The following is a 19,908-nucleotide window of genomic DNA, read 5'->3' on the forward strand; positions in this document are numbered from 1 at the left end:
GGCGCCCGCCGCAGCGGGCGCCGGGCACGCCGTCATGGAGAGGATCCGCATGCCGAGCAGCTCCACCCCCGAGGCCGCCGCGGCGACCGCGACACCGCAGCGGCGCCGCCCGCGCGGGCTCTCGCGCCGGCCGGCGTTCTGGTTCATCGCCCCGTCGGTGATCGCGCTGCTCACCATCGGCCTCGCGCCCATCCTGTTTGCGGTCTGGAACTCGCTGCACGAGTACAACCTTGCCCGACCCATGGCGGGGAAGCCGTTCGTCGGCCTCGAGAACTACGCCCACGTGCTCGGCGACGGCACCTTCTGGAGCTCACTCGGGCGCACTCTGGGCTTTCTGGTGACGGCCGTGCCCATCGAGATCGCCATCGGGCTGTGGGCCGCGCTGCTGCTGCACCGCCCGGGCCTCGGCTTCATGCGCGCGCTGGCGCGGGTGTCGCTGGTCATCCCCATGGCCACCACCTACGCCGTGGTGGGCCTCATCGGGCGGCTGGTCTTCAACCGCGAGTTCGGCGTCGCCAACGAGATCCTGGGCTGGGTGGGCATCCCCACCACCGACTGGCTGGGCGACCCCACGCGGGCCTATGCGGCGCTGGTGATCATGGACGTCTGGCAGTGGACGCCGTTCTGCACGCTGATCCTGCTTGCCGGCCTCAGCATGGTGCCCAGGGAGACCGAGGAGGCCGCGCGCCTGGAGACGCCGAGTGCCTGGCGGATCCTGCGTCACGTGCAGCTGCCCTATCTGCTGCCAGGGCTCACCGCCATCCTCATCCTGCGCACGGCGGACATCCTCAAGGAGTTCGACAAGATCTTCACCATGACCCGCGGCGGACCCGGCTCCGCCACGGAGCTGATCAGCGTGTACATCCAGCGCATCGCCTTCCGCGTCTTCGACCAGGGCACCGCCTCGGCGCAGGCGATCCTGCTGCTGGTGCTCTGCATCGTGCTCTCGCGCCTGTACATCCGCTACGTCTACCGGGAGGCCGAGCAATGAGCGTCACCGCCACCGCCCCCCGTGCCGCGGGACGGCGCGCCCGCGCCTCCGTCTGGCACTTCCTCGGGCTCGCCGTGGTGTTTCTCACCTCGGTGTTCCCCTTCTACTGGATGGTGACCACCAGCCTGAAGACCCGTGCCGAGGCCGTGGCGCGGGATCCGGTATGGCTGTTCACCCCGACGCTGAAGAACTACGAGGCGGCGCTGTTCGACTACGGCGTCGCCCACGCGCTGCTCAACTCCACCATCGTCGCCAGCTGCACCACGGTGCTCGCGGTGCTGCTCGGCACGCCCGCCGCCTACGCGCTCGCCCGCTACGAGTTCCGCGGCAAGCGCGAGCTGTGGTTCTGGTACATCACCAACCGCATGGTGAGCCCCATCGTGCTGGCGGTGCCGGTATTCCTGATCGCCAACAGCCTGGGGCTGATCGATACCCACCTGGTGCTGATCCTGCTCTACCTCACCTTCACCCTGCCGATCGTGGTGTGGATCTGCACCGACCAGTTCCGCGGCGTGCCGGTGGCGCTGGACGAGGCCGCGCGCCTTGAGGGCGCCGGCGCCTGGACCATCTTCTGGCGCATCAACCTGCCGCTCGCCATGCCCGGCGTGGTGGTCTCGGCCATCCTCTCGTTCATCTTCGCGTGGAACGATCTCCTGTATGCGCTCGTGCTCACCCGCAGCGAGGCGCGCACGGCCCCGCTCGCCGCCACCAGCTTCATGAGCGGCTACGAGCTGCCGTGGGGCGAGATCATGGCCACCGGCACCATGATCGTGCTGCCCATGGTGGTGTTCGCGCTCATCGTCTCGCGACGCCTGGTGCAGGGGCTGACCATGGGGGCGGTGAAATAGCGCGTCGCGCCGGTTTCGGGTTGCGGGTTTCGGGTTTAAGGTTCGCCGGGGCCGCGGCCGGGCGGCGACGAGGAAATCGGGAGCATGAAGCCAGCACAGACGGGCGCCATCGACCCCGACGAGCAGCTGCAGGCGCGGGTCGCCTGGTACTACTTCGTCGGCAACCTCACCCAGCAGGAGATCGCCAACCGCCTCGGCACCAGCCGCGTGCGAGTCAACCGGCTGCTCGCCGCGTGCCGCGAGAACGGCGTGGTGCAGATCACCATCAACAGCCGGCTGGCCTCCTGCGTGGCGCTGGAGGAGGCGCTGGTGCAGCGCTACGGGCTGGAAGCGGCTGTGGTGGTGCCCACACCGGAGAACCCGGAGCTGGTGCGGGACGCCCTCGGCGTTGGCGCGGCGCGCTACGTCGACGAGCACATCGCCGACGGCATGACCGTCGGCATCGGCTGGGGCCAGACCCTGCGCGCGCTGATCCGCGCCCTGCCCGCCCGTCCCCGGCGCGGCCTATCGGTGGTCTGCCTGCAGGGCGGCCTCGCCCACTGCTCGCGCATCAACACCTTCGAGATCGTCTCCGACTTCGCCGACCGCTACGGCGCCGACCGCCACTTCTACGCCGCGCCCATCTATGCCGCCAGCGAGGCCGACCGGGACATCATCCTGCGCCAGGGCGCGATCCGCGAGACCCACGAGAAGGCGCTGGCGAGCGACCTCGCCATCCTCACCGCCGGCGACATCACGCAGTCCCTGATCGTCGAGTACGGCCTCTCCCATCCGGGGGATCTGGACGAGCTGCTCGCCGCCGGTGCGGTGGGGGACGTCATCGGCCACTTCATCGACGCCCGGGGTCGGCCGGTGGAGCACTCCCTCAACCGGCGCACCGTAGCGGTTGACCTGGAGGCCCTGTACCGCATCCCGCGCACGGTGTTCCTCTCCGGCGGCGCCCACAAGCGCGAGGTCAACCGCGCGGTGCTCCTCGGCGGCTATGCCGACGCGTTCGTGACCGACGAGGAGACCGCGGCGGCGCTGACGGGTGACGGGTGACGGGTGACGGGTGATGAGATGATTGCCTGGGTTCGGGCTCGCGGCTGCGCTCGCGTGATGAGGTTATGAGGTGATGAAGTGATGAGCAGGGAACGCCTGCCGCGCGGAAGGCGCCGCCGCGACGGACGTCATCACCTCATCACTTCATCACTTCATCACTTCATCACCTCATAACCTGACCCCCCGAGCGCCCGGCGCAACACCTCCGCGGTATGCAGCACCTCCCGCCCCGTGGTCTGCACGATCTGCTCCCGGCAGCTGTAGCCGTCGCTGACGATGAGCGTGTCCGGGGCGGCCGCGCGCACGGCCGGGAGCAGGGTCTCCTCGCCGATGCGCAGCGACAGCTCGTATTTGTCCGGGTGGAAGCCGAAGCTGCCGGCCATGCCGCAGCAACCCGAGGCGAGCATCTCCACCTCCAGGCCGAGGCGCTCCAGCAGCCGCCGGGTGCCATCCATGCCGCCGAGCAGGGCCTTGTGGTGGCAGTGCCCGTGGACCAGGGCACGCCCCTCGAGGCGCGGCCAGTCCAGATCCTCGCGCAGGGCCAGGAAGTCGGGCAGCGTCCAGGTATTGGCGGCGAGCCGCGCCGAGCGCGGGTCGTCCGGGAGCAGGTTCGGCAGCTCGTCGCGGAACGTCCCCAGGCAGGCGGGCTCAAGGCCCACCACCGGCACCCCGGCGTCGATCTCCTCGCCCAGCACGCTCAGCACCTGCGCGAGCCGCCGGCGGGCCGTGGTCAGCAGCCCGAAGTCGTACAGCGGACGCCCGCAGCAGACCGGCCGGCGCGGCAGGCGCACCTCGAAGCCGCAGCGCTCCAGCACCTCCGCTGCGGCCACTAGCGTGCCGGCGTGGAAGTGGTCGTTGAAGGTGTCCGCCCAGAGCAGCACCGGCCCGCGCCTGCCCCGGCCGCTCGGCCGCCAGCGGCGCCGGAACGGCCGCGAGGACAGGCGAGGGATGGCCCGCTCCGGGGCGATGCCGGCGATGCGCCTGGCGAGCGCGGAGAGCCCGGGGGTCGCTGCAACGCCGTTCACGAGCCAGGGCACGTAGGCGGCGAGCGTCACCCACTCGCGCAGCCGCCCCATGCTGAGCGCCTGGCGCGGGCGGCGGTGGCGCTCGTAGTAGTGCGCCATGAACTCGGCCTTGTAGGTGGCCATGTCCACCTGCACCGGGCACTCGTGCCGGCAGCCCTTGCAGGCGAGGCAGAGGTCCAGGGCCTCCTTCACCGGCTCGCTGTCCCAGCCATCGGCGAGCGGATCCCCCTCCAGCATCTCGAACAGCAGCCGCGCCCGGCCGCGGGTGGAGTGGCGCTCCTCGCCGGTGGCGCGGTAGCTCGGGCACATCACCCCGCCGGCGACGCGCCGGCACTTGCCGACCCCCACGCAGCGCCCGGCCGCGCGGGAGAAGCGGCCCTCGTCGCGCTCGAAGGTGAAGTAGGTGGCGGGCTCCTTCGGCCGCTGGCCGCGTCCGGTGCGCAGGTGCTCGTCGAGCCGGTAGGGCGCGATCAGCTTGCCGGGGTTCATGCGACCGTCCGGGTCCCAGATGCGCTTGAACTCGGCGAAGGCGCGCATCAGCTCCGGGCCGAACAGGCGCGGCCAGAGCTCCGCTCGGGCGTGGCCGTCACCGTGCTCGCCGGAGAGGGAGCCGCCGAAACGCACCACGAGGTCCGCAGCCTCCTCCATGAACCGCCGCCACGCGGCCACGCCGTCCTCGCTGGAGAGATCGAAGGTGATCCGCCCGTGGATGCAGCCGTCGCCGAAGTGCCCGTAGAGCGAGGACTTGTAGCCGTACCGGGCGAGCAGCGCCCGGTACTCGCGCAGGTAGTCCCCCACCCGCTGCGGGTCCACGGCGGCGTCCTCCCAGCCGGGGTAGGTCTCCGGCTCGCCGGGCACGGCGTTGGTGGCCGCCGCCCCGCTCTCGCGGATGGACCAGACGGTGGCCTGGTCCGCCGGGTCGGTGTAGAGCCGTTGCGCCAGGCAGGGCGCGCCGAGCCCCGCCAGCGCCGCCTCCGCCGCCTCGCGTGCGGCCTCCGGCGTGGCGCCGGCGTACTCCACCATGAGCCAGGCCTGGCCCTGGGGCAGGCGCCGGATGGCGCCGAGCTCCAGGCCCTTCTTGCGCATGTCGCCGATGATGTGTTCATCCAGGCCCTCGATGCACTGGGGCCCGGTTTCCAGAATGGCCGGGGCATGGTCGCCGGCGGTGCAGATGTCGGGGTAGCCGAGCACGGCGAGCACGCGGTGGGCGGGCCGCGGCAGCAGGCGCACGGTGGCGTCGAGCAGGGTGACGCAGGTGCCCTCCGTGCCCACCAGGGCGCGGGCGACGTCGAAGCCGTTCTCCGGCAGCAGCGCATCCAGGTTGTAGCCGGAGACACGCCGGCGGATCGCGGGGAAGCCGCGGCGGATCACCTCCGCATAGCGGTCGCGCAGCGCCCGCAGTCCGGCATAGATCTCGCCGCGGCGGCCGCCCGCGGCGATGATGCGCTCGAGCTCGTCCTCCGGGGTCGGCCCCACCTCGAGCTCCAGGCCGTCATAGGTGAGCACCGTGAGCCGTTCGACGTTGGCGACGGTCTTGCCCGCCACCACCGAATGGGCGCCACAGGCGTTGTTGCCGATCATGCCGCCGAGGGTGCAGCGGCTGTGGGTGGAGGGATCGGGCCCGAAGTACAGGCCGTGAGGGGCCGCCGCCTGATTGAGCGTATCGCAGACGATGCCCGGCTCCACGGTGGCCAGCCGCGCCTCCGGATCGAGCGCCAGCAGGCGCCGGCAGTGCTGCGAGGCGTCCAGCACCAGGGCGAAGTTGCAGGCCTGGCCGGCGAGACTGGTGCCGCCGCCCCGGGGCAGCACCGGCACGCCGTGCTCGCGCGCCACCGCCAGGGCGGCGATGACGTCCGCCCGATCCCTGGGCACGACCACGCCGAGGGGCACCTGGCGGTAGTTGGAGGCATCGGTGGCGTAGAGGGCGCGACTGCCGGCGTCGAAGCCGACATCACCGGCCACCCGCCGGCGCAGCGCCGCCGCCAGGGCCGAGTCATCCATGTGCGTGCCGGGTCGCGCCACAGTCGCCATCGTGCCTCCCTGGGTGGCGGAGATCGCGAACTCAAATTACATTTGTTGCTGGATTAAAACAAATGTAACCGGGTGCGCCCGCCGGTTGCTGCGACCGACGATAGGTGCTCCCGGTGCGGCGCGAAACCCGTCCCGGCACCCGAGGAGGAGCCCCCATGTCCACGACCCTGCAAGACCCTGCCCACAAGGCCTGCGAGGAGATCGCCACGGTGTTCGCCGAGGTGCCGGTCACGGCGCTCGAGACCCTGGCGGAGGAGATCGGCGGCGCGCGGCGCATCGCTGTCCACGGCGTCGGCCGGGAAGGGCTGATGCTGCGGGCCCTCGCCATGCGCCTGTACCACCTGGGGCTCGATGCCTCGGTAGTGGGCGACATGACCACTCCGCCGCTCGGCCACGGGGACCTGCTGCTCGCCAGCGCCGGCCCTGGGCACTTCGCCACCGTCGAGGCGCTGATGGGCGTGGCGCGCGGGGCAGGCGCCCGGGTGGCCCTGCTCACCGCACAGCCCGAGCCGGGGCTGGGCGCCCTGGCGCACAACGTGGTGCGGCTGCCGGCCCGTACCATGGCCGCCGCCGGCGCCGGCGACGCCGTGCTGCCCATGGGCAGTGCCTACGAAGGGGCGCTGTTCGTCTTCGGCGAGCTGCTGGTGCGCCGGCTGCGCGAGCGCCTGGGCGCCGACGAGGCCGCCATGCGCGCCCGTCACACCAACCTCGAATGAGCGAGGAGGCCGCCATGAGGCTGGAAGGTCAGCGCATCCTGGTCACCGGCGCCGGTCGGGGCATTGGCGCCGTCGTCGTGCCACGGCTTCAGGCCGAGGGCGCCGAGGTGATTGGCCTCGCGCGCAGCCGCGGCGATCTGGAGCGGCTGCAGCAGGAGACCGGCTGCGCCACCCTCGCCTGTGACCTTGCAACGCCGGAGGCACTGGCGACGGCGGTCGCTCCGCTGCTGCCCCTCGACGGGCTGGTCAACTGCGCCGGCACGGTGACGGTGCAGCCGGCGCTCGACACGGACGCAGCCACCTTCTTCTCCACCCTCGCCGTGAATACCGTCGCGCCCCTGGTCCTCGCCCAGCTGGTGGCGCGCAGCCTGATCGAGCGGGAGCGCGGCGGCGCCATCGTCAACGTCTCGAGCATCGCATCCTGGGTGGGCACCCCCGGCCACGCCGCGTACTGCGCCTCCAAGGCCGGCCTCGATGCCCTCACCCGGGTGCTGGCGGTGGAATGGGGCGCCTACGGCATCCGCGTCAACAGCGTGGACCCGGTGGTGACCCGCACGCCGATGGCGGAGAAGGCCTGGAGCGATCCGGACAAGGCGGCCCGCATGCGCGCCCGCATACCCCTCGGACGCTTCGCCGAGCCGGAGGAAGTAGCCGCGGCCGTGGCCTTCCTGCTCGGGCCCGATGCCGCCATGATCCATGGCATCAGTCTGCCGGTGGACGGCGGCTTCAGCGCCGGCTGACCCGCGACGGCGCTCGTCCGCGGGCGCCCCGGCTGCGCCACGCAGGCGGGCCTGGCGCAGCCGCCTGGCGGCTTGCACGGGGTCGCTGCGAGCGCCATCCTCGGGGTTGATCCCGACACGGCATCGTCTGCCGGCTCGGTTCATTCCGCCGACAGGATCGAGGAGCGACGACATGGCAGTACGCAAGTCCAACGCCGAGTGGCAGGGCGACCTGAAGAGCGGCAGCGGCCGCATGCGCCTTGGCAGTGGCGCCTACGAGGGCGCGTTCTCGTTCCGCTCGCGCTTCGAGGAGGGCGACGGCTCCAATCCCGAGGAGCTGATCGCCGCGGCCCACGCGGGCTGCTTCTCCATGGCGCTGTCCAACATGCTCGCCGAGGCGGGGCACGCACCCGAGTCGGTGCGCACCGAGGCCCACGTGCATCTGGAGATGGGCGCCGACGGACCGAGCATTCCCCGTATCGAGCTCGTCACCGTGGCCCGCGTGCCCGGGCTCTCGGAGGCGGACTTCCTCCGCCACGCCGAGGCCGCCAAGGCCGGCTGCCCGGTGTCGAAGGTGCTCGCCGGGGCGGAGATCAGCCTCGACGCAAGCCTGCAGTAGTGTCGCCGGGGGCGGCCGTCGCCGCCCCCCAACACCGCCGCGAACGCCCGTCCCGCGGCGTTCCTCCGCCGTTCCTCCGCGATTTCCGCCTCGAGGTTTGTCATTGCGGCGTCGCGCGCCCATTCTCGAGTTGTGACGGGGTCGACATCGACGCACCCGCGCAATCGGAGGAGCAACACCATGACCTTGAGACACCTGCTGCTGGCCGGCGCCCTGGCACTGGCCGCCTCACCCGCACTGGCGCAGGACGATTCGGACACCGGGGACGCACTGGCTGCCGACGACCGCGCCGAGGCCGTGGCGGCCATCGACCGGGCCCTCGAGGAAGCACCGCCTGAGGCCATCGAGGGTCTCGAGACCGCCCGCGAGGCGATCCTGTCCGGTGAGGAGGACGAGCTCGGCGAAGAAGAGCGCGAGGCCGCGCTGGACGCACTGGCGCGGGCCCGGGAAGAGGCACCGGAGGACGCGGCATTCGGCCTCGACACCGCTACCCTCGCCGTCGAGTCCGGTGGTCAGGCCGTGGCCGAGCGGGCCCGCGACGGTCGCGGCCTCGGTCAGGGCGATGAGCGTGGCAACCGCGGCATGTCCGCCGACAACCGGGGTGGCGCCGGCAATGGCCGTGGCGGCCCCGGAGGTGGGGGCGGTCCTGGCGGTGGGGGCGGTCCCGGAGGCGGAGGCGGTCCCGGCGGCGGGGGCGGTCCCGGCGGCGGCGGTGGTGCCGGCGGCGGAGGCGGCTCCGGTGGCGGAGGCGGCGGCTCCGGCGGCGGCCGCTAGCGCCTGGCGAAGCAGGCGGCGGCCTCGGCGCGGGTGTAGAAGCGCCCGGCGGCGAGGAAGCCGCACACCACATCCGGCCGCGTCCTCAGGGCGCGGCCGTTGTCATCCCGCGCCGCGATCCAGCCCTCGGGCAGCCCGTCCAGCACGTGTAGCGGTGCCGGGCGGCCGTCCGCGAAGCGCGCCGCCACCACCTCGCCGGTGCCCTCGTCGCGAAAGGCCGGCTGCAGGCCGAGACCAACCGCCAGCGCGCTCTCCCCGGCCGTGCCGCGATATTGCCGCCGCTCGTCGTCCAGTGGATCCGCGCAGCCCCTGGTCGCGACCGCCACCACCTCGGTTTGCCCCATATCCAGCCCTCCAGCCGGTCGCTATGCCCAATGCGCAGCAAGACACGGGCCAATCTGGTGCGTGGAGCCGCAGGCCCGCCACCAGCGGCGCGCGGCGGAATCCCCGCCGCCAACCGGCGCCGCGGCTGTCAATTCCGCTGACGCGCCAGGGCAGGGAGGCGACGCGCCCGGGCACCCGTGCACTGGCCGGCAAGGCAGGCTAGTGTTCTAGGAAACCGCAACCACTCCGGAGTCTGCATGCGCAAGCTGGAACTGCTGCTCGCCGCCGCGCTGATGGTGCTCGGCCTGGGTACGGCGCTGACCGCCTCGCCCGAGGGGGGGCTGCTCGCAAGCATCGGCGTGACGCTGTTCGCCGTCTGCCTCGCGGCGATTGCCCTGCATCTCATGCACTACGGCCTCGCGAGCGTGCTCGGCGACTGCGGCCTGCGTGGCCCGGGCACGCGCCAGCGCCGGGAGTGACGGCGCCGTACCTTCGCCGTCGCAGCCACCAAGCCTGACGCCGTCCCGGAGCACACGGTCGCAACGGAATCACGGTGCAATACGGGTCACGTTGATACGCGGCTGCCGGAGGCCTCATGGCCACACCCTCCCCAACCCATTCCACGGCCGCAGAGCCGGGGCCCGCCATCTCCCTGTTCGAGCTCTTCCGCATCGGCATCGGGCCGTCCAGCTCGCATACGGTGGGCCCGATGGAGGCGGCGCGGCGTTTCGCGAGCGGGCTGCGGGATGGCGGCCTGCTCGCGGCGGTGCAACGCCTGCGGATCGACCTCTACGGGGCGCTGGGCGCCACCGGACGCGGCCATGGCACCGGCCCGGCGGTGCTCATGGGCCTGGAGGGGGCAGCACCGGATACGGTCGACCCCGACGCCATGCGCGAGCGCACCGCCGCGCGGCGCGAAACCGGCGAGCTCAGGCTCGCTGGCGAGCGGAGCATCGCCCTCGACGAGGCCACGGATCTCGTCTATCACAAGCGCGAATCCCTGCCCGAGCACCCCAACGGCCTGATCCTGACCGCGCTCGGCGGCGACGGCGACGTGCTCCGGCAGCGCACCTACTACTCTGTGGGCGGCGGCTTCATCCGCGACCCGGACAGTGGCCTGCGCGAGCGCAACGACCCGGTCCCCTTTCCCTTCGCCACCGCGGATGCGCTGCTCCGGCACTGCCGCGAGACCGGGCTGCGTGTGAGCGACCTGGCCCGGGCCAACGAGCGCCTCTGGCGTGACGACGCCGCCATCGATGCCGGGATCGACGCCATCTGGGCGGCCATGCAGGACTGCGTGCAGCGCGGACTGGCCGCCGAGGGCGAGCTGCCCGGTGGGCTGCATGTGCGCCGCCGGGCGGCGGCCCTGCACCGCCAGCTGCGCGCCGGCGGCCGGGTGGACCGGGTGGCCCCGGCGCTGGCGGCGATGGACTGGGTGAACGTCTACGCCCTGGCGGTGAACGAGGAGAACGCCGCCGGCGGGCGTGTCGTCACCGCGCCGACCAACGGCGCCGCGGGGATCATCCCTGCGGTTCTGCACTACTACCGCGACTTCGTCCCCGACGCGGACCCCGACGGCGTGCGCCGGTTCCTGCTGACTGCCGCGGCCATCGGCGGGCTGATCAAGCGCAACGCCTCGATCTCCGGCGCCGAGGTGGGCTGCCAGGGCGAGGTGGGCGCCGCCTGTGCGATGGCGGCGGCCGGGCTCGCCGAGGTCTGCGGCGGCAGCCCGGAGCAGGTGGAGAACGCCGCGGAGATCGGCCTCGAGCACCACCTGGGCATGACCTGCGACCCGGTGGCGGGCCTGGTGCAGATCCCCTGCATCGAGCGCAACGCCGTGGCGGCGATGAAGGCCATCAACGCCGCGACCCTCGCCCTGCGCGGCGACGGCCAGCACTACGTCTCTCTGGACAAGGCCATCCGCACCCTGCGCGAGACCGGCCGCGACATGCTCGACAAGTACAAGGAGACCGCCCGCGGCGGCCTCGCGGTGAACGTCATCGAGTGCTGACGTCAGCCCGCCTGTCTCACCGATTCGCGTAGCGAGGGCGTGGAGCTATGCGGGATAGTCTTCAGAACAGCGGCCAGGTACGGCCGTTGAGGGTCAGGCGGCCGTCGCTGAGGCTCGCATCGAGCCGCGCCTCGTCCCCCTCCGCCACCAGCGCGCCGAAAGCCTGCAGCTGACCCAGCAGACCGGCGAGCCCGTCGGGCAGGTCATCGCTGATGGCGCGGTCCACGCGCAGGGCGAGCTCGCCGTCCACGTAGGGCAGCAGGGCCTGCCCGCCGCTTGCGACCACCCCCGGCACGCGCTCGGCGGCGCCGGCGGCCAGCGCCACGCGGGCGGTCAGACTGAGCCGGCCGCCGCCGGCGCCCTCGAGCTCCAGGGCCTGTACGCGGAACACCGGCGCCGCGGCAAGCAGAGCGGCAAGGCCCTCCTCGGACACGTTACCCTGCGCCCCCGCCTCGTTGAGGGCGAGCAGCCCCGGCACGGACAGATCATCGGCCCGCAGCTCGAGCCGTCCACCCGCGAGATCCGCATCGACGGTGCGCAGGCCTTCCAGCGTGCCGTCCAGCTCCGCCGCGAGGCGATCGTCGCCGGCACGGCGGGTCTGCGAGCGAATCACCAGCGAGCTGAAGGCGCCGAGAACCCGGCCGTCCTCGACCAGGCGGACCGGCCCCACCCGGACCTCGCTGCTGCCCGCCCAGAGCCCGCCGGCGGCATCCCCCGCGATGAGCGTGCCCTCGCCGTCCACCGCTACCGTGCCGATGGCCAGCCGGGAATCCGTCGCCGCCGCCGTCAGCGTCAGCCCGTCCCAGGCGAGGCGGCCGGTGGCCAGCCCGGAGCCGGCATCGAAGTCCAGCGACGCGGCGAGCGGCTCGACCCGGAGCTGCTGGTCGCCGGCCTCGTCCAGCGCACCGGCCAGCCGGGCCGAGGCGATCTCGAGCCGGCGCTCCATCACCCCTACCCGGCCCCTGAGCGTGAGGCTGTCGGCGTTGCCACCGAGCCGCTCGAGCACGGCGCCGACGAGGCCCTCGGGCACCAGCCGGCCGGTCAGGTCGACCCCGGTCAACCCGTGCTCGAGATCGAGACGGATATCCAAGGTGCTGGGGCCGGGCGGCAGGCCCAGCGCGGCACGCAGCTCGTTGCCCTCCTCGCTCTCCGGGAAGCGCAGCCGAGCCACGGCCTCGCCGCCCAGCGGCCCGCGCTGGTAGCGAACCAGCGCCAGCGAGGCGTCACTGCGCGGGTCCGCGGCGAGTCGCGACTCGGCAGCCGCCACGCCGGCGCGCACCGCGTTCTCGGCGCGCAGCCCGTTCACCCAGGGCAGCGCCGCGGCCCCGCCGGCCGCGAGCAGGATCACCGCCGCGGCGCCGTATCGCCATCGCTTCCTCATCGCTCCCTCCCTGGTCACTCGGTGGACGGATCGGTATCCCGGCCAGCGCCGGCCGCCGGCGCCGATTGATACACGGGTTGCGGCCCCGCCGGATCAACGGCACAGTACCACGCGTCGACCGCTTGTCGGCCGGCACCACAATCCGTACCCGAGTCGCCAGGGGAGTCCCATCGGGGGCTGAGAGTGCGCAGCGCGCAGACCCTGGAACCTGATCCGGTTCATACCGGTGGAGGAAGCGCGACATGACCGCCATCACCCTCGCCGCCGTGGCCGCGGCCCTTGTCCTGTTCACCGTCCTCGGCCTGCGCGCCCGTCGCGCGGACGGCCTCGACGACTACCTCACCGCCCGCGGCAGCCAGTCCGCCGGCACGCTGGGGCTTTCGTTCCTCGCCTCCGGCATGGGCGCCTGGATCCTGTTCGCGCCGCCCGAGGTCGGCGCCTTCGTCGGCCCGGTGGCCGTGGCCGGCTATGCCCTGGGCTCCGCGCTGCCGTTCCTGGTGCTCGGCGCCTGCGGGCCGGCCATCCGGCGCCGGCTGCCGGCGGGACGCAGTCTCGCGGAGTTCGCCCGCGAGCGCTTCGGTGCCCCGATGCGGCGCTGGGTGGCGCTGCTCTCGGTGCTCTACATGCTCTGCTTCCTCGCCGCCGAGCTCACCGCGGTGGGTGCCATCACCGGCCTGCTCTCCGGCGTCGACGGCCGCCTCGCCACCCTCGGCGTCGCCCTCGCCACGCTGATCTACACCGCCGTGGGGGGGCTGCGGGCGAGCCTCGTCACCGACCGCTGGCAGGCCTGGCTGCTGCTGGCCCTGCTCGCGCTGGTGGGGACCGCCGCCGTGACCGCGCTGCCCGTGGACGCCGCGCCGGCGCCGGAAGCCGCCAGCGCGCCCCTGCCCGATGCCCTCGCCGTGGCCGCCACGCTGGTCATCGCCGTCACCGCGGCCAACCTGTTCCATCAGGGCTACTGGCAGCGCCTCTGGGCGGCGAGCGACGACGCCGCCCTCGGCCGCGGCGCGCTGGTGGGCGGCGCCGCGACCGTGGCCGTGGTCGCCGTCGTCGGTGGCCTGGGCGTCCTCGCCGCCCGCAGCGGCCTGCCCCTCGGCCAGCCCCCGATCCCCTTCTTCGCGCTGCTCGGCGAGGCCCCTGCCTGGCTCTCGCTGCCGGCGCTGGTGCTCGGCGTCACCCTGGTCGCCTCGTCCGTGGACACCCTCCAGAACGGCCTGGCGTCGCTGGCCGCCACCGAGGCCGGCAACCGCTCGCTCAACTCGGCGCGCTGGATTACCGCGCTGCTCATGATCCCCGTGATCGCCGTCGCCCTGCAGGGCATCTCCGTGCTGCGCCTGTTCCTGATCGCCGACCTGCTATGCGCCACCGCCGTCGTCCCGCTGCTGCTCGGCCTCTGGCACCGCGTGCCGGCCGCTGCCGCCGTCGCCGGCGCCCTCGCCGGCCTGATCGGGGCCGTGCTGCCGGGCCTTGTCGCCACCGGCAGCCTGAGCCAGGCCCTGCTCGCTGCCAGCTTCCCCGGCGGCGTCCCCACCCTCGGCCCCTTCCTCGGCGCGCTGCTCGCCTCCAGCGTGGTGACCATCGGCTGGAGCCTGCTGCGCCCGGCGACCGTGGTCGTCAGCAGCCGCTAGCAACGCGGCTCCGCTGCCAAGGGGGATTCGCGGCGGGGGCGCCGCTTCTACGGGGTCGGTGCCGGTGGCACCGTCGTATCGGCGCCTGCGGGAGGCACGCCCTCGCGCCGAGTCCGACGGGGGCAACGCCTCAGAAGCGCCGCTGCGCTGTACTAGCCCCGGGCGCCCCACCCTCCGCCTGCGCCCAGCACAGCTGCGTGCAGGCGGGCACATCCTCGTCGCGGCGGAGGGCACCCACCTATCAGAGCGAGCGGTGGCAGGCGCGGCCGGGACCGTAGGCGAGAGGGACCTCGCCTACGAGCCTACAGGGACGTATTCACGGCGTGTCCCGGCCGCGCCTGCCACCGCTCGCGCCCGGCACGGCACAGGCCCGTTCGCCCCAGCCGAGCACGGCGCAGTCACGCCAGCGCCGTCGCGACGCTGTCGAGCAGCCCCTCCTCCTGGAAGGGCTTGGTGAGATAGGCCGTCACCCCCGCCGCCTCCGCCTGGCGGCGATGCTTCTCCATCGCCCGGGAGGTCAGCATGATCACCGGCAGCGCGCGGGTGGCCGTGTCCGCGCGCAGCCGCTGGGTGAGCTCCAGGCCGTTCATCCGCGGCATCTCCAGATCCGCCACCACCAGCTGCGGCGTGCGCTCGGCGATCATCGCGACCGCCTCCACGCCGTCCCGCGCCCGGCGCACGTGATAGCCGGCATCCTCCAGGCACTGGCCGAGCGCCCGGCGGACACTCAGCGAATCGTCCACGATCAGCACATCCGCGCCCCCGGCCCGCAGCGGCTCCGCCGCCTCGCCCAGGGCGACGGCCGCCTCCGTCAGCGCCGGCGCCCGCAGCAGCGCAGGCAGATCCAGCACCGTGGTCACCGTGCCGTCGCCGAGGATCGCCCCGCCGCGCACGCCGGGCAGCGCCGGCAGATAGCGCCCGAAGCCCTTCAGCACCAGGTCCCGGCTACCCACCAGCGTGTCAACGGCCACCGCCGTCACGCCCTCGTCCGCCGCCACCAGCAACACCGGCGCCTCCGCCGGCGGTGCCTCGGCACGACGGCCCAGGAGGGCCGCCAGGCTGATGGCCGGATAGTCCTCCTCGCCGCTGCGGTAGCGAGTTTCGCCGTCCACCGTCTCTATGCCGCCGGCGGCCGGCAGCGGCACGCGCTGCACGTCGCTGCCCGGCACCGCCACCTGCTCCCCCCCTGCCTGCACCAGCAGGCAGTGGAGGCTCACCAGGCTTGCCGGCAGGCGGATGATGAACTCCGAGCCTTCGCCCGGCATCGTGCGGATGTCGAGCCGCCCCTTGAGCCGCCGCACCCGGTCGTTGACCACGTCCAGACCCACGCCGCGGCCGGAGAGCTGGGAGACGGCCTCGCGGGTAGAGAAGCCGGGCAGCAGCACAAGCCGCGCCGCGGCGGCGTCGGAGAGCCCCTCCGGGGCCTCGGCGAGGCCCCGCAGGCGGGCCTGATGGCGGATGGCGTCGAGGTCGAGGCCGGCGCCGTCGTCCCGGCAGCGCACCACCGCCAGGCTCCCCTCACGGCTGAAGCTGAGCTGCAGGCGACCACTGGCGGGCTTACCCCTGGCCGCGCGCACGGATGGCGCCTCGATGCCGTGGTCCACCGCATTGCGCAGCAGATGCAGCAGCGGATCCATGAGCCCGTCGAGGATCTCGGCGTCCAGCTGCAGCGACTCCCCCTGGATCTCGAGACTGGCCTCGCGCCCGCTCACCCGGGCCGCCTGCCGTACGGCACGCTGCAGCCGCGGGACCAGGCCGCTCACCGGCAGCAGGCGCGTGGCGAGCACGCTGGCCTCGAGGTCCTGATTGAGGCGCCGCTGCCCGGCGAGCAGGGTGCGCAGGCGGCCGATCTCCTCGTCCACCCCGAGGCGAAGCTCGCGCCAGTCCGCAACGGCCTCGGCCAGCGCCCGGCTGCAGCTGTGCAGCTCGTTGTAGCGGTCCATCTCCAGCGGGTCGAAGTCGCCGCCGACCGCGGCGCCGAGCCCATAGCCCGCCGAGGCGACGTCACGCACGTCGATCAGATCCTCGAGCTCGAAGATGCGCTGCTGGACCACCTGGTCCTGCTCGGCGAGGCGCCGCTGCAGGCCCTGCAGGCGCTCGGTGACCGCCTCCAGCTGACCGGCCTCCACGGCAAGCTCGCCGGTGACGCGGAACAGCGTATCCACGGTCGGCAGGGGCACGCGCAGGGTGCGCTGGGGCTCAGCGGCCTCGCCGGTATGGTCCGGGGCCGACGCCGGGTCGGCGGTTGCTTCTGCCGCCGCCGGCAGCGCCTGCCGCGACGGGGCTTCGGGCGCCGGGGCGCCCGTCTCCAGCGCCGCCGCCGCATCGATGACAGCCTGCAGCACCGCCACCGCGTCCGCCGGCGGCTGGTCCCGGCCGAGCAGGGCGTCGATCATGGCCTCGAGGCAGTCCGAGGCGGCGGTCAGGGTCGTCATCAGCGGGGCATCCGGGACCCCGTCCGTGGCCGACAGGTGATCGAGGATGTCCTCCAGCCGATGGGTGAGATTGGCGACGCCTTCGATGCCGGCCACGGCGGCGGCGCCCTTCAGGGTATGCGCCAGTCGCCGGGCGGTATCGCGGCTCGCCGCGGCGGCCTCGCCGCGGGCCAGCGCTGCCAGCGCGGCGGCGAGGCCCGCCGCCTGCTCCGGGGCATCCTGGAGGAAGGCATCCACCACCTGCGGGTCGACCCCCGCCGCCGGCGCCAGGCTGACCGCTGCGGGCGTGGCCTCGCGCACGCCGGCCGCTCCCGCCGTTGCCGGATCCTCCGGCTCGGCGCCGCCGGCGTCGTCCATGAGCCGGCCCACCAGGGCGGTGGCCTGGGCATCGTCCAGGGGCTGCGGCCAGGCCGGATCGGCCAGCACCGTCACCGGGCCGGCAGCCGCGGTCTCCGCCTCCGGCTCCTGCAGGTAATGCAGCACGGCGGCGGGCCAGTCCAGCAGCCCGTCCATCACCGCCACCCGTGCCTCGGCGCTGGCAACGGAGAGCGCGCTCAGGCCCTCGCCCAGGCGCGCGCAGACCTCGGCCAGGACCTCGAGCCCGGCGGCCCGGGCGCCGTCGCCCAGGCGCTCGAGCTCGTCGATGCAGGGCTCCAGGGCCGCGGCGGCCGTGTCCTCATCCGCTGCCGCGCAGAACTCCGCCAGCGCCTCGGCCAGGGGATCGGCCGTGGCGGCGACGGCCTCCGCGAGGCAGTCAAGAACCTCGCTGCTGCTCACCGCCGCCCACCGTACGCACCGTTGGGGTCGCCGCCTCGGCCTGCTCGTAGGTCTCGCCGGCCGGCTCACCCTCGCTGCCGGGCAGGCGGAAGGCGCGAATGGCGGTCAGCAGGCTGCCGGCGCTGTTGGCGAGCACACCGGTCTGGCGGGTCTGCTCGTCCAGGCGCTCGCGGGTATTGCGGGTGCTGAGCTGCACGCTCGCCGCACGCCGGCGCAGCGACGTGCTGCCCTCCACCTGGCGCCGGGAGTCGCCTGCGATCTCCTGCACCGCGGCCACCAGCTCGCCGGTGGTCTCGCGGGTGCGGGCCATCTCCTGACCGGCCTGCTCGGCCAGTCGCGAGCCCTCCACCACCTCGCTGATGGTGCGGCCCATGGTGGTGATGGTGTCGGCGGTCTCCACCTGGATGTTGTGGACCAGCCCGGAGATCTGGGAAGTGGCGTTGCGCGAGCTCTCCGCCAGCCGCTGCACCTCGTCCGCCACCACGGCGAAGCCGCGACCCGCCTCGCCGGCGGCGGCCGCCTGCATGGCGGCGTTGAGCGCCAGCACGTGGGTGCGCTCGGCGATGGTGTTGATGAGGTCCACCGCGCCGGAGATCTCCTGGGAGCGCTCGCCGAGGCGCTTGATGCGCTTCTCGGTCTCGTGCACCAGCTCGCGGATCACGCCCATGCCCTGCACCGTGCCGTTCACCGTCTCCAGCGCGGTGCCGGTGGTCTCCGAGGCCTGGGCGGCGATGCGGTCGCAGCGCTCGGCGAGCTCGGCGATCTGGCTCATGGTCTGCGCCGCCGCCTCGAGCTCGGCGGTCATGGCGTCCACCTCCTCGCCCTCGCGGCCAGCCATCTCCTTGACCGCCTCGGCCTGTCGCTTGAGCCGGGCCGACGCGGTGCCCACCTGCTCGGCCACCCCGGAGGCCTCCTGCAGCAGCTCGCCCACCTCGCTCACCATCTGGTTGAGCGCGTCCGCCACCGGACCGGTGACGTCCTCGGTGACCGGGACCTTGACGGTGAGGTCGTGCTGGCTGAGCTCATGCACGGCCTTGAGCAGCTCGATCACCGAGTTGTTGAGCCGTTCGTTCTCGCGCTGCGCCTCCTCGTAGCGGCGGATACGCTCGTCCAGCAGCTCGTCGAAGGCGTCACCCAGGGTCTGCATCTCGTCGCCGGTGGTCATGCGCGCCCGCGCCTCGTCGTCGCCGGCACTGATGCGGCGCACCGTGTCCTCGAGATGGCGCACCGGGCGCGTCACCGTGCGCGTGAAGGCCCAGCCGGCGCCGCCGCCGAGGGCAAGCACCACCAGACCCACGGCGGCGGAGCCGCCCAGCACCGAGGTGCGCAGCTCGGCCACCGGCGCCAGCGCCTCGGCCTCGTCGAACTGGGCGACGATGGCCCAGTTCAGCCCCTGCACCCGCAGCGGCGCGTAGGCCGCGAACACGGACTCGCCGCGGTAGTCGGTATCGCGCTGAAAGCCGGTGCGCCCGGCGAAGGCGGCCTCCACGGAGTCGGTGCGGACCGGCTGCAGGAGCACGCTGCTGCCGCTCTCCCCGATACGGCGCACGGTGTCACCGTCCACGCCGGCCTCGCCGAGAGCCGAGAGGTAGTCCTCCCGCGCCTCCACCAGGAAGCGGCTGTCGTTGCGCATGGTGCCGTCGGCGCCCACGAGGTAGGTCTCGCCGGTCTCGCGCAGGCCGGCCTGGCGCCAGGCCTCGGCGCTGCTCATGATCGCGTCGATACGATTCGGCGGGAAGCGCAGCACCATCACGCCCACGCGCTCGCCACCCGCCGCCACGGGGGAGGCGATCAGGGCCGACGGACTGCCGTAGCCGGGCCGGTAGGCGGCGAAGTCGGCGAACACCACGTCCTCGGTGCTGGCCGCATCCCAGGCCCGCCGGAACGCGCGCCCGAGCGCCGTATCGGCGTAGGCCTCCGCCTCCAGCGAGACGCCGAAGTCCAGGGCCTTGGCACTGCTGTATACGACGCGAGCGCTGTCGCCGTCGATCAGCAGCACGTCCGTGTAGCCGGCACTGTCCCCGGAGGCGCGCACAATATCCCGAAGATCCGGATGATGGCGCGCGTGGGCGAGGTCGTAGGCGGACTCGCCGGCGCTGGTCAGCTCGTCCTTGAATCCCACGGGGCTCGGGTTGGCGACCAGATAGGACTGCTGAAGGGCGGCGGCGAGCGGGTCGAGCCCGGCGAGCAGCGATTCATTGTCCACCTCCTGACCGGTACGCTCGCGGGCGAGGCGCACGGCATCGTCGCGGTAGAAGCCGGCAACGCTCTCGGGGACTGGCCCGGCAGGATCCAGCGTCCCGTCCAGCTCCGCGGCGGCGGCGCTCAGCTCGCGCAGGGCCGTCACCACGCTCCCGCGGGCGGACTCGGTCTGCAGCTCGCCGCGCACGATGCGGAAGTAATCCTCGATCTGCTCGCCCTTGAGCTCACGGATCGTGGTCAGCTGCTCCCGCGACTGTTCCACCAGCGAGCGCTCCGCCAGCTCGGTGGAGAGAAACGAGATCAGGCCGCCGGTGGCGAGCACCGGCAGCACCGCGAGCAGCGAGGCCCCCAGCAGGATCTTGTGTCGGAGCTTCATGTCCCTTGCC

The 19,908-nt window shown here is 73.2% G+C and carries 15 protein-coding genes and 1 riboswitch; of the genes, 10 read left to right on the forward strand and 5 right to left on the reverse strand.

The window, feature by feature from the left end:
• The first annotated feature begins 49 nt into the window (after nt 1–49).
• The 3 genes from LMH63_RS14055 to LMH63_RS14065 all read left to right on the forward strand — a co-directional run bounded on the left by LMH63_RS14055 (nt 50) and on the right by LMH63_RS14065 (nt 2,880).
• Nucleotides 50–991 carry a carbohydrate ABC transporter permease gene (locus LMH63_RS14055; RefSeq protein ID WP_109678771.1) on the forward strand — a complete coding sequence of 314 codons (942 nt, stop codon included), beginning with the start codon at nt 50–52 and terminating at the stop codon, nt 989–991.
• The gene (locus tag LMH63_RS14060; protein ID WP_109678770.1) at nt 988–1,839 is read left to right on the forward strand and encodes a carbohydrate ABC transporter permease; all 852 of its coding nucleotides are present in this window, start codon (nt 988–990) and stop codon (nt 1,837–1,839) included. The genes LMH63_RS14055 and LMH63_RS14060 overlap by 4 nt, the downstream gene beginning before the upstream one ends.
• An 84-nt stretch (nt 1,840–1,923) precedes the next feature.
• Nucleotides 1,924–2,880 (forward strand): sugar-binding transcriptional regulator, encoded by a 957-nt coding sequence (locus LMH63_RS14065; protein ID WP_109678769.1) that lies wholly within the window; start codon nt 1,924–1,926, stop codon nt 2,878–2,880.
• A 155-nt stretch (nt 2,881–3,035) separates the two neighbouring features.
• On the opposite strand, the gene LMH63_RS14070 is transcribed toward LMH63_RS14065, so the two are convergent.
• Complete coding sequence (locus LMH63_RS14070; RefSeq protein WP_109678768.1) at nt 3,036–5,936, reverse strand: FAD-binding and (Fe-S)-binding domain-containing protein; 2,901 nt, start codon at nt 5,934–5,936, stop codon at nt 3,036–3,038.
• Between the two features lie 155 nt (nt 5,937–6,091).
• Between LMH63_RS14070 and LMH63_RS14075 the strand changes: the two genes are divergently transcribed.
• The 4 genes from LMH63_RS14075 to LMH63_RS14090 all read left to right on the forward strand — a co-directional run bounded on the left by LMH63_RS14075 (nt 6,092) and on the right by LMH63_RS14090 (nt 8,764).
• Entirely contained in the window at nt 6,092–6,652 is a 561-nt protein-coding gene (locus LMH63_RS14075) for a phosphoheptose isomerase family protein (RefSeq protein WP_109678767.1), read from the forward strand.
• 14 nt (nt 6,653–6,666) lie between these two features.
• Entirely contained in the window at nt 6,667–7,392 is a 726-nt protein-coding gene (locus tag LMH63_RS14080) for an SDR family oxidoreductase (RefSeq protein ID WP_109678866.1), read from the forward strand.
• Between the two features lie 172 nt (nt 7,393–7,564).
• Nucleotides 7,565–7,990, forward strand: a complete 426-nt coding sequence (locus tag LMH63_RS14085) for an OsmC family protein (protein ID WP_109678766.1) — start codon at nt 7,565–7,567, stop codon at nt 7,988–7,990.
• 180 nt (nt 7,991–8,170) lie between these two features.
• Nucleotides 8,171–8,764, forward strand: a complete 594-nt coding sequence (locus tag LMH63_RS14090) for a hypothetical protein (protein WP_199225664.1) — start codon at nt 8,171–8,173, stop codon at nt 8,762–8,764.
• Here the strand turns inward: LMH63_RS14090 and LMH63_RS14095 are convergent.
• Nucleotides 8,761–9,108 (reverse strand): hypothetical protein, encoded by a 348-nt coding sequence (locus LMH63_RS14095; protein WP_109678765.1) that lies wholly within the window; start codon nt 9,106–9,108, stop codon nt 8,761–8,763. The genes LMH63_RS14090 and LMH63_RS14095 overlap by 4 nt on opposite strands.
• A gap of 237 nt (nt 9,109–9,345) precedes the next feature.
• Here LMH63_RS14095 and LMH63_RS14100 point away from each other — a divergent pair, with 237 nt between their 5' ends.
• A complete protein-coding gene (locus tag LMH63_RS14100) occupies nt 9,346–9,567 on the forward strand; it encodes a hypothetical protein (protein ID WP_109678764.1) in 222 nt (73 codons plus the stop codon).
• A 116-nt stretch (nt 9,568–9,683) separates the two neighbouring features.
• Nucleotides 9,684–11,099, forward strand: a complete 1,416-nt coding sequence (locus tag LMH63_RS14105; protein WP_109678763.1) for an L-serine ammonia-lyase — start codon at nt 9,684–9,686, stop codon at nt 11,097–11,099.
• A gap of 61 nt (nt 11,100–11,160) precedes the next feature.
• Here LMH63_RS14105 and LMH63_RS14110 read toward each other — a convergent pair whose 3' ends face one another.
• Nucleotides 11,161–12,480, reverse strand: coding sequence for a DUF945 family protein (locus LMH63_RS14110; protein WP_109678762.1), 1,320 nt, complete (start codon nt 12,478–12,480; stop codon nt 11,161–11,163).
• Between the two features lie 148 nt (nt 12,481–12,628).
• A riboswitch (TPP riboswitch) is annotated at nt 12,629–12,733 on the forward strand.
• On the opposite strand from LMH63_RS14110, the gene LMH63_RS14115 reads away from it, so the two are divergent.
• The gene (locus tag LMH63_RS14115; protein ID WP_109678761.1) at nt 12,723–14,108 is read left to right on the forward strand and encodes a sodium:solute symporter family transporter; all 1,386 of its coding nucleotides are present in this window, start codon (nt 12,723–12,725) and stop codon (nt 14,106–14,108) included. (Overlaps the previous riboswitch by 11 nt.)
• A gap of 398 nt (nt 14,109–14,506) precedes the next feature.
• Here LMH63_RS14115 and LMH63_RS14120 read toward each other — a convergent pair whose 3' ends face one another.
• Both LMH63_RS14120 and LMH63_RS14125 read right to left on the reverse strand, forming a co-directional pair.
• Nucleotides 14,507–17,320, reverse strand: coding sequence for a hybrid sensor histidine kinase/response regulator (locus LMH63_RS14120; protein ID WP_109680228.1), 2,814 nt, complete (start codon nt 17,318–17,320; stop codon nt 14,507–14,509).
• Nucleotides 17,298–19,898: a methyl-accepting chemotaxis protein gene (locus LMH63_RS14125; RefSeq protein WP_109680229.1), complete on the reverse strand. Its 2,601-nt coding sequence runs from the start codon at nt 19,896–19,898 to the stop codon at nt 17,298–17,300. Before LMH63_RS14125 ends, LMH63_RS14120 begins: the two co-directional genes overlap by 23 nt.
• Nucleotides 19,899–19,908: the final 10 nt, after the last annotated feature.

This window comes from Spiribacter halobius (assembly GCF_020883455.1).
Lineage (GTDB): Bacteria > Pseudomonadota > Gammaproteobacteria > Nitrococcales > Nitrococcaceae > Sediminicurvatus > Sediminicurvatus halobius.

Bases quoted from the DNA above. Each gene is read 5' to 3' on its own strand.
- LMH63_RS14055 (WP_109678771.1), top strand. From the start codon at position 50: ATGCCGAGCAGCTCCACCCCCGAGGCCGCCGCGGCGACCGCGACACCG.
- LMH63_RS14060 (WP_109678770.1), top strand. From the start codon at position 988: ATGAGCGTCACCGCCACCGCCCCCCGTGCCGCGGGACGGCGCGCCCGC.
- LMH63_RS14065 (WP_109678769.1), top strand. From the start codon at position 1,924: ATGAAGCCAGCACAGACGGGCGCCATCGACCCCGACGAGCAGCTGCAG.
- LMH63_RS14070 (WP_109678768.1), bottom strand. From the start codon at position 5,936: ATGGCGACTGTGGCGCGACCCGGCACGCACATGGATGACTCGGCCCTG.
- LMH63_RS14075 (WP_109678767.1), top strand. From the start codon at position 6,092: ATGTCCACGACCCTGCAAGACCCTGCCCACAAGGCCTGCGAGGAGATC.
- LMH63_RS14080 (WP_109678866.1), top strand. From the start codon at position 6,667: ATGAGGCTGGAAGGTCAGCGCATCCTGGTCACCGGCGCCGGTCGGGGC.
- LMH63_RS14085 (WP_109678766.1), top strand. From the start codon at position 7,565: ATGGCAGTACGCAAGTCCAACGCCGAGTGGCAGGGCGACCTGAAGAGC.
- LMH63_RS14090 (WP_199225664.1), top strand. From the start codon at position 8,171: ATGACCTTGAGACACCTGCTGCTGGCCGGCGCCCTGGCACTGGCCGCC.
- LMH63_RS14095 (WP_109678765.1), bottom strand. From the start codon at position 9,108: ATGGGGCAAACCGAGGTGGTGGCGGTCGCGACCAGGGGCTGCGCGGAT.
- LMH63_RS14100 (WP_109678764.1), top strand. From the start codon at position 9,346: ATGCGCAAGCTGGAACTGCTGCTCGCCGCCGCGCTGATGGTGCTCGGC.
- LMH63_RS14105 (WP_109678763.1), top strand. From the start codon at position 9,684: ATGGCCACACCCTCCCCAACCCATTCCACGGCCGCAGAGCCGGGGCCC.
- LMH63_RS14110 (WP_109678762.1), bottom strand. From the start codon at position 12,480: ATGAGGAAGCGATGGCGATACGGCGCCGCGGCGGTGATCCTGCTCGCG.
- LMH63_RS14115 (WP_109678761.1), top strand. From the start codon at position 12,723: ATGACCGCCATCACCCTCGCCGCCGTGGCCGCGGCCCTTGTCCTGTTC.
- LMH63_RS14125 (WP_109680229.1), bottom strand. From the start codon at position 19,898: ATGAAGCTCCGACACAAGATCCTGCTGGGGGCCTCGCTGCTCGCGGTG.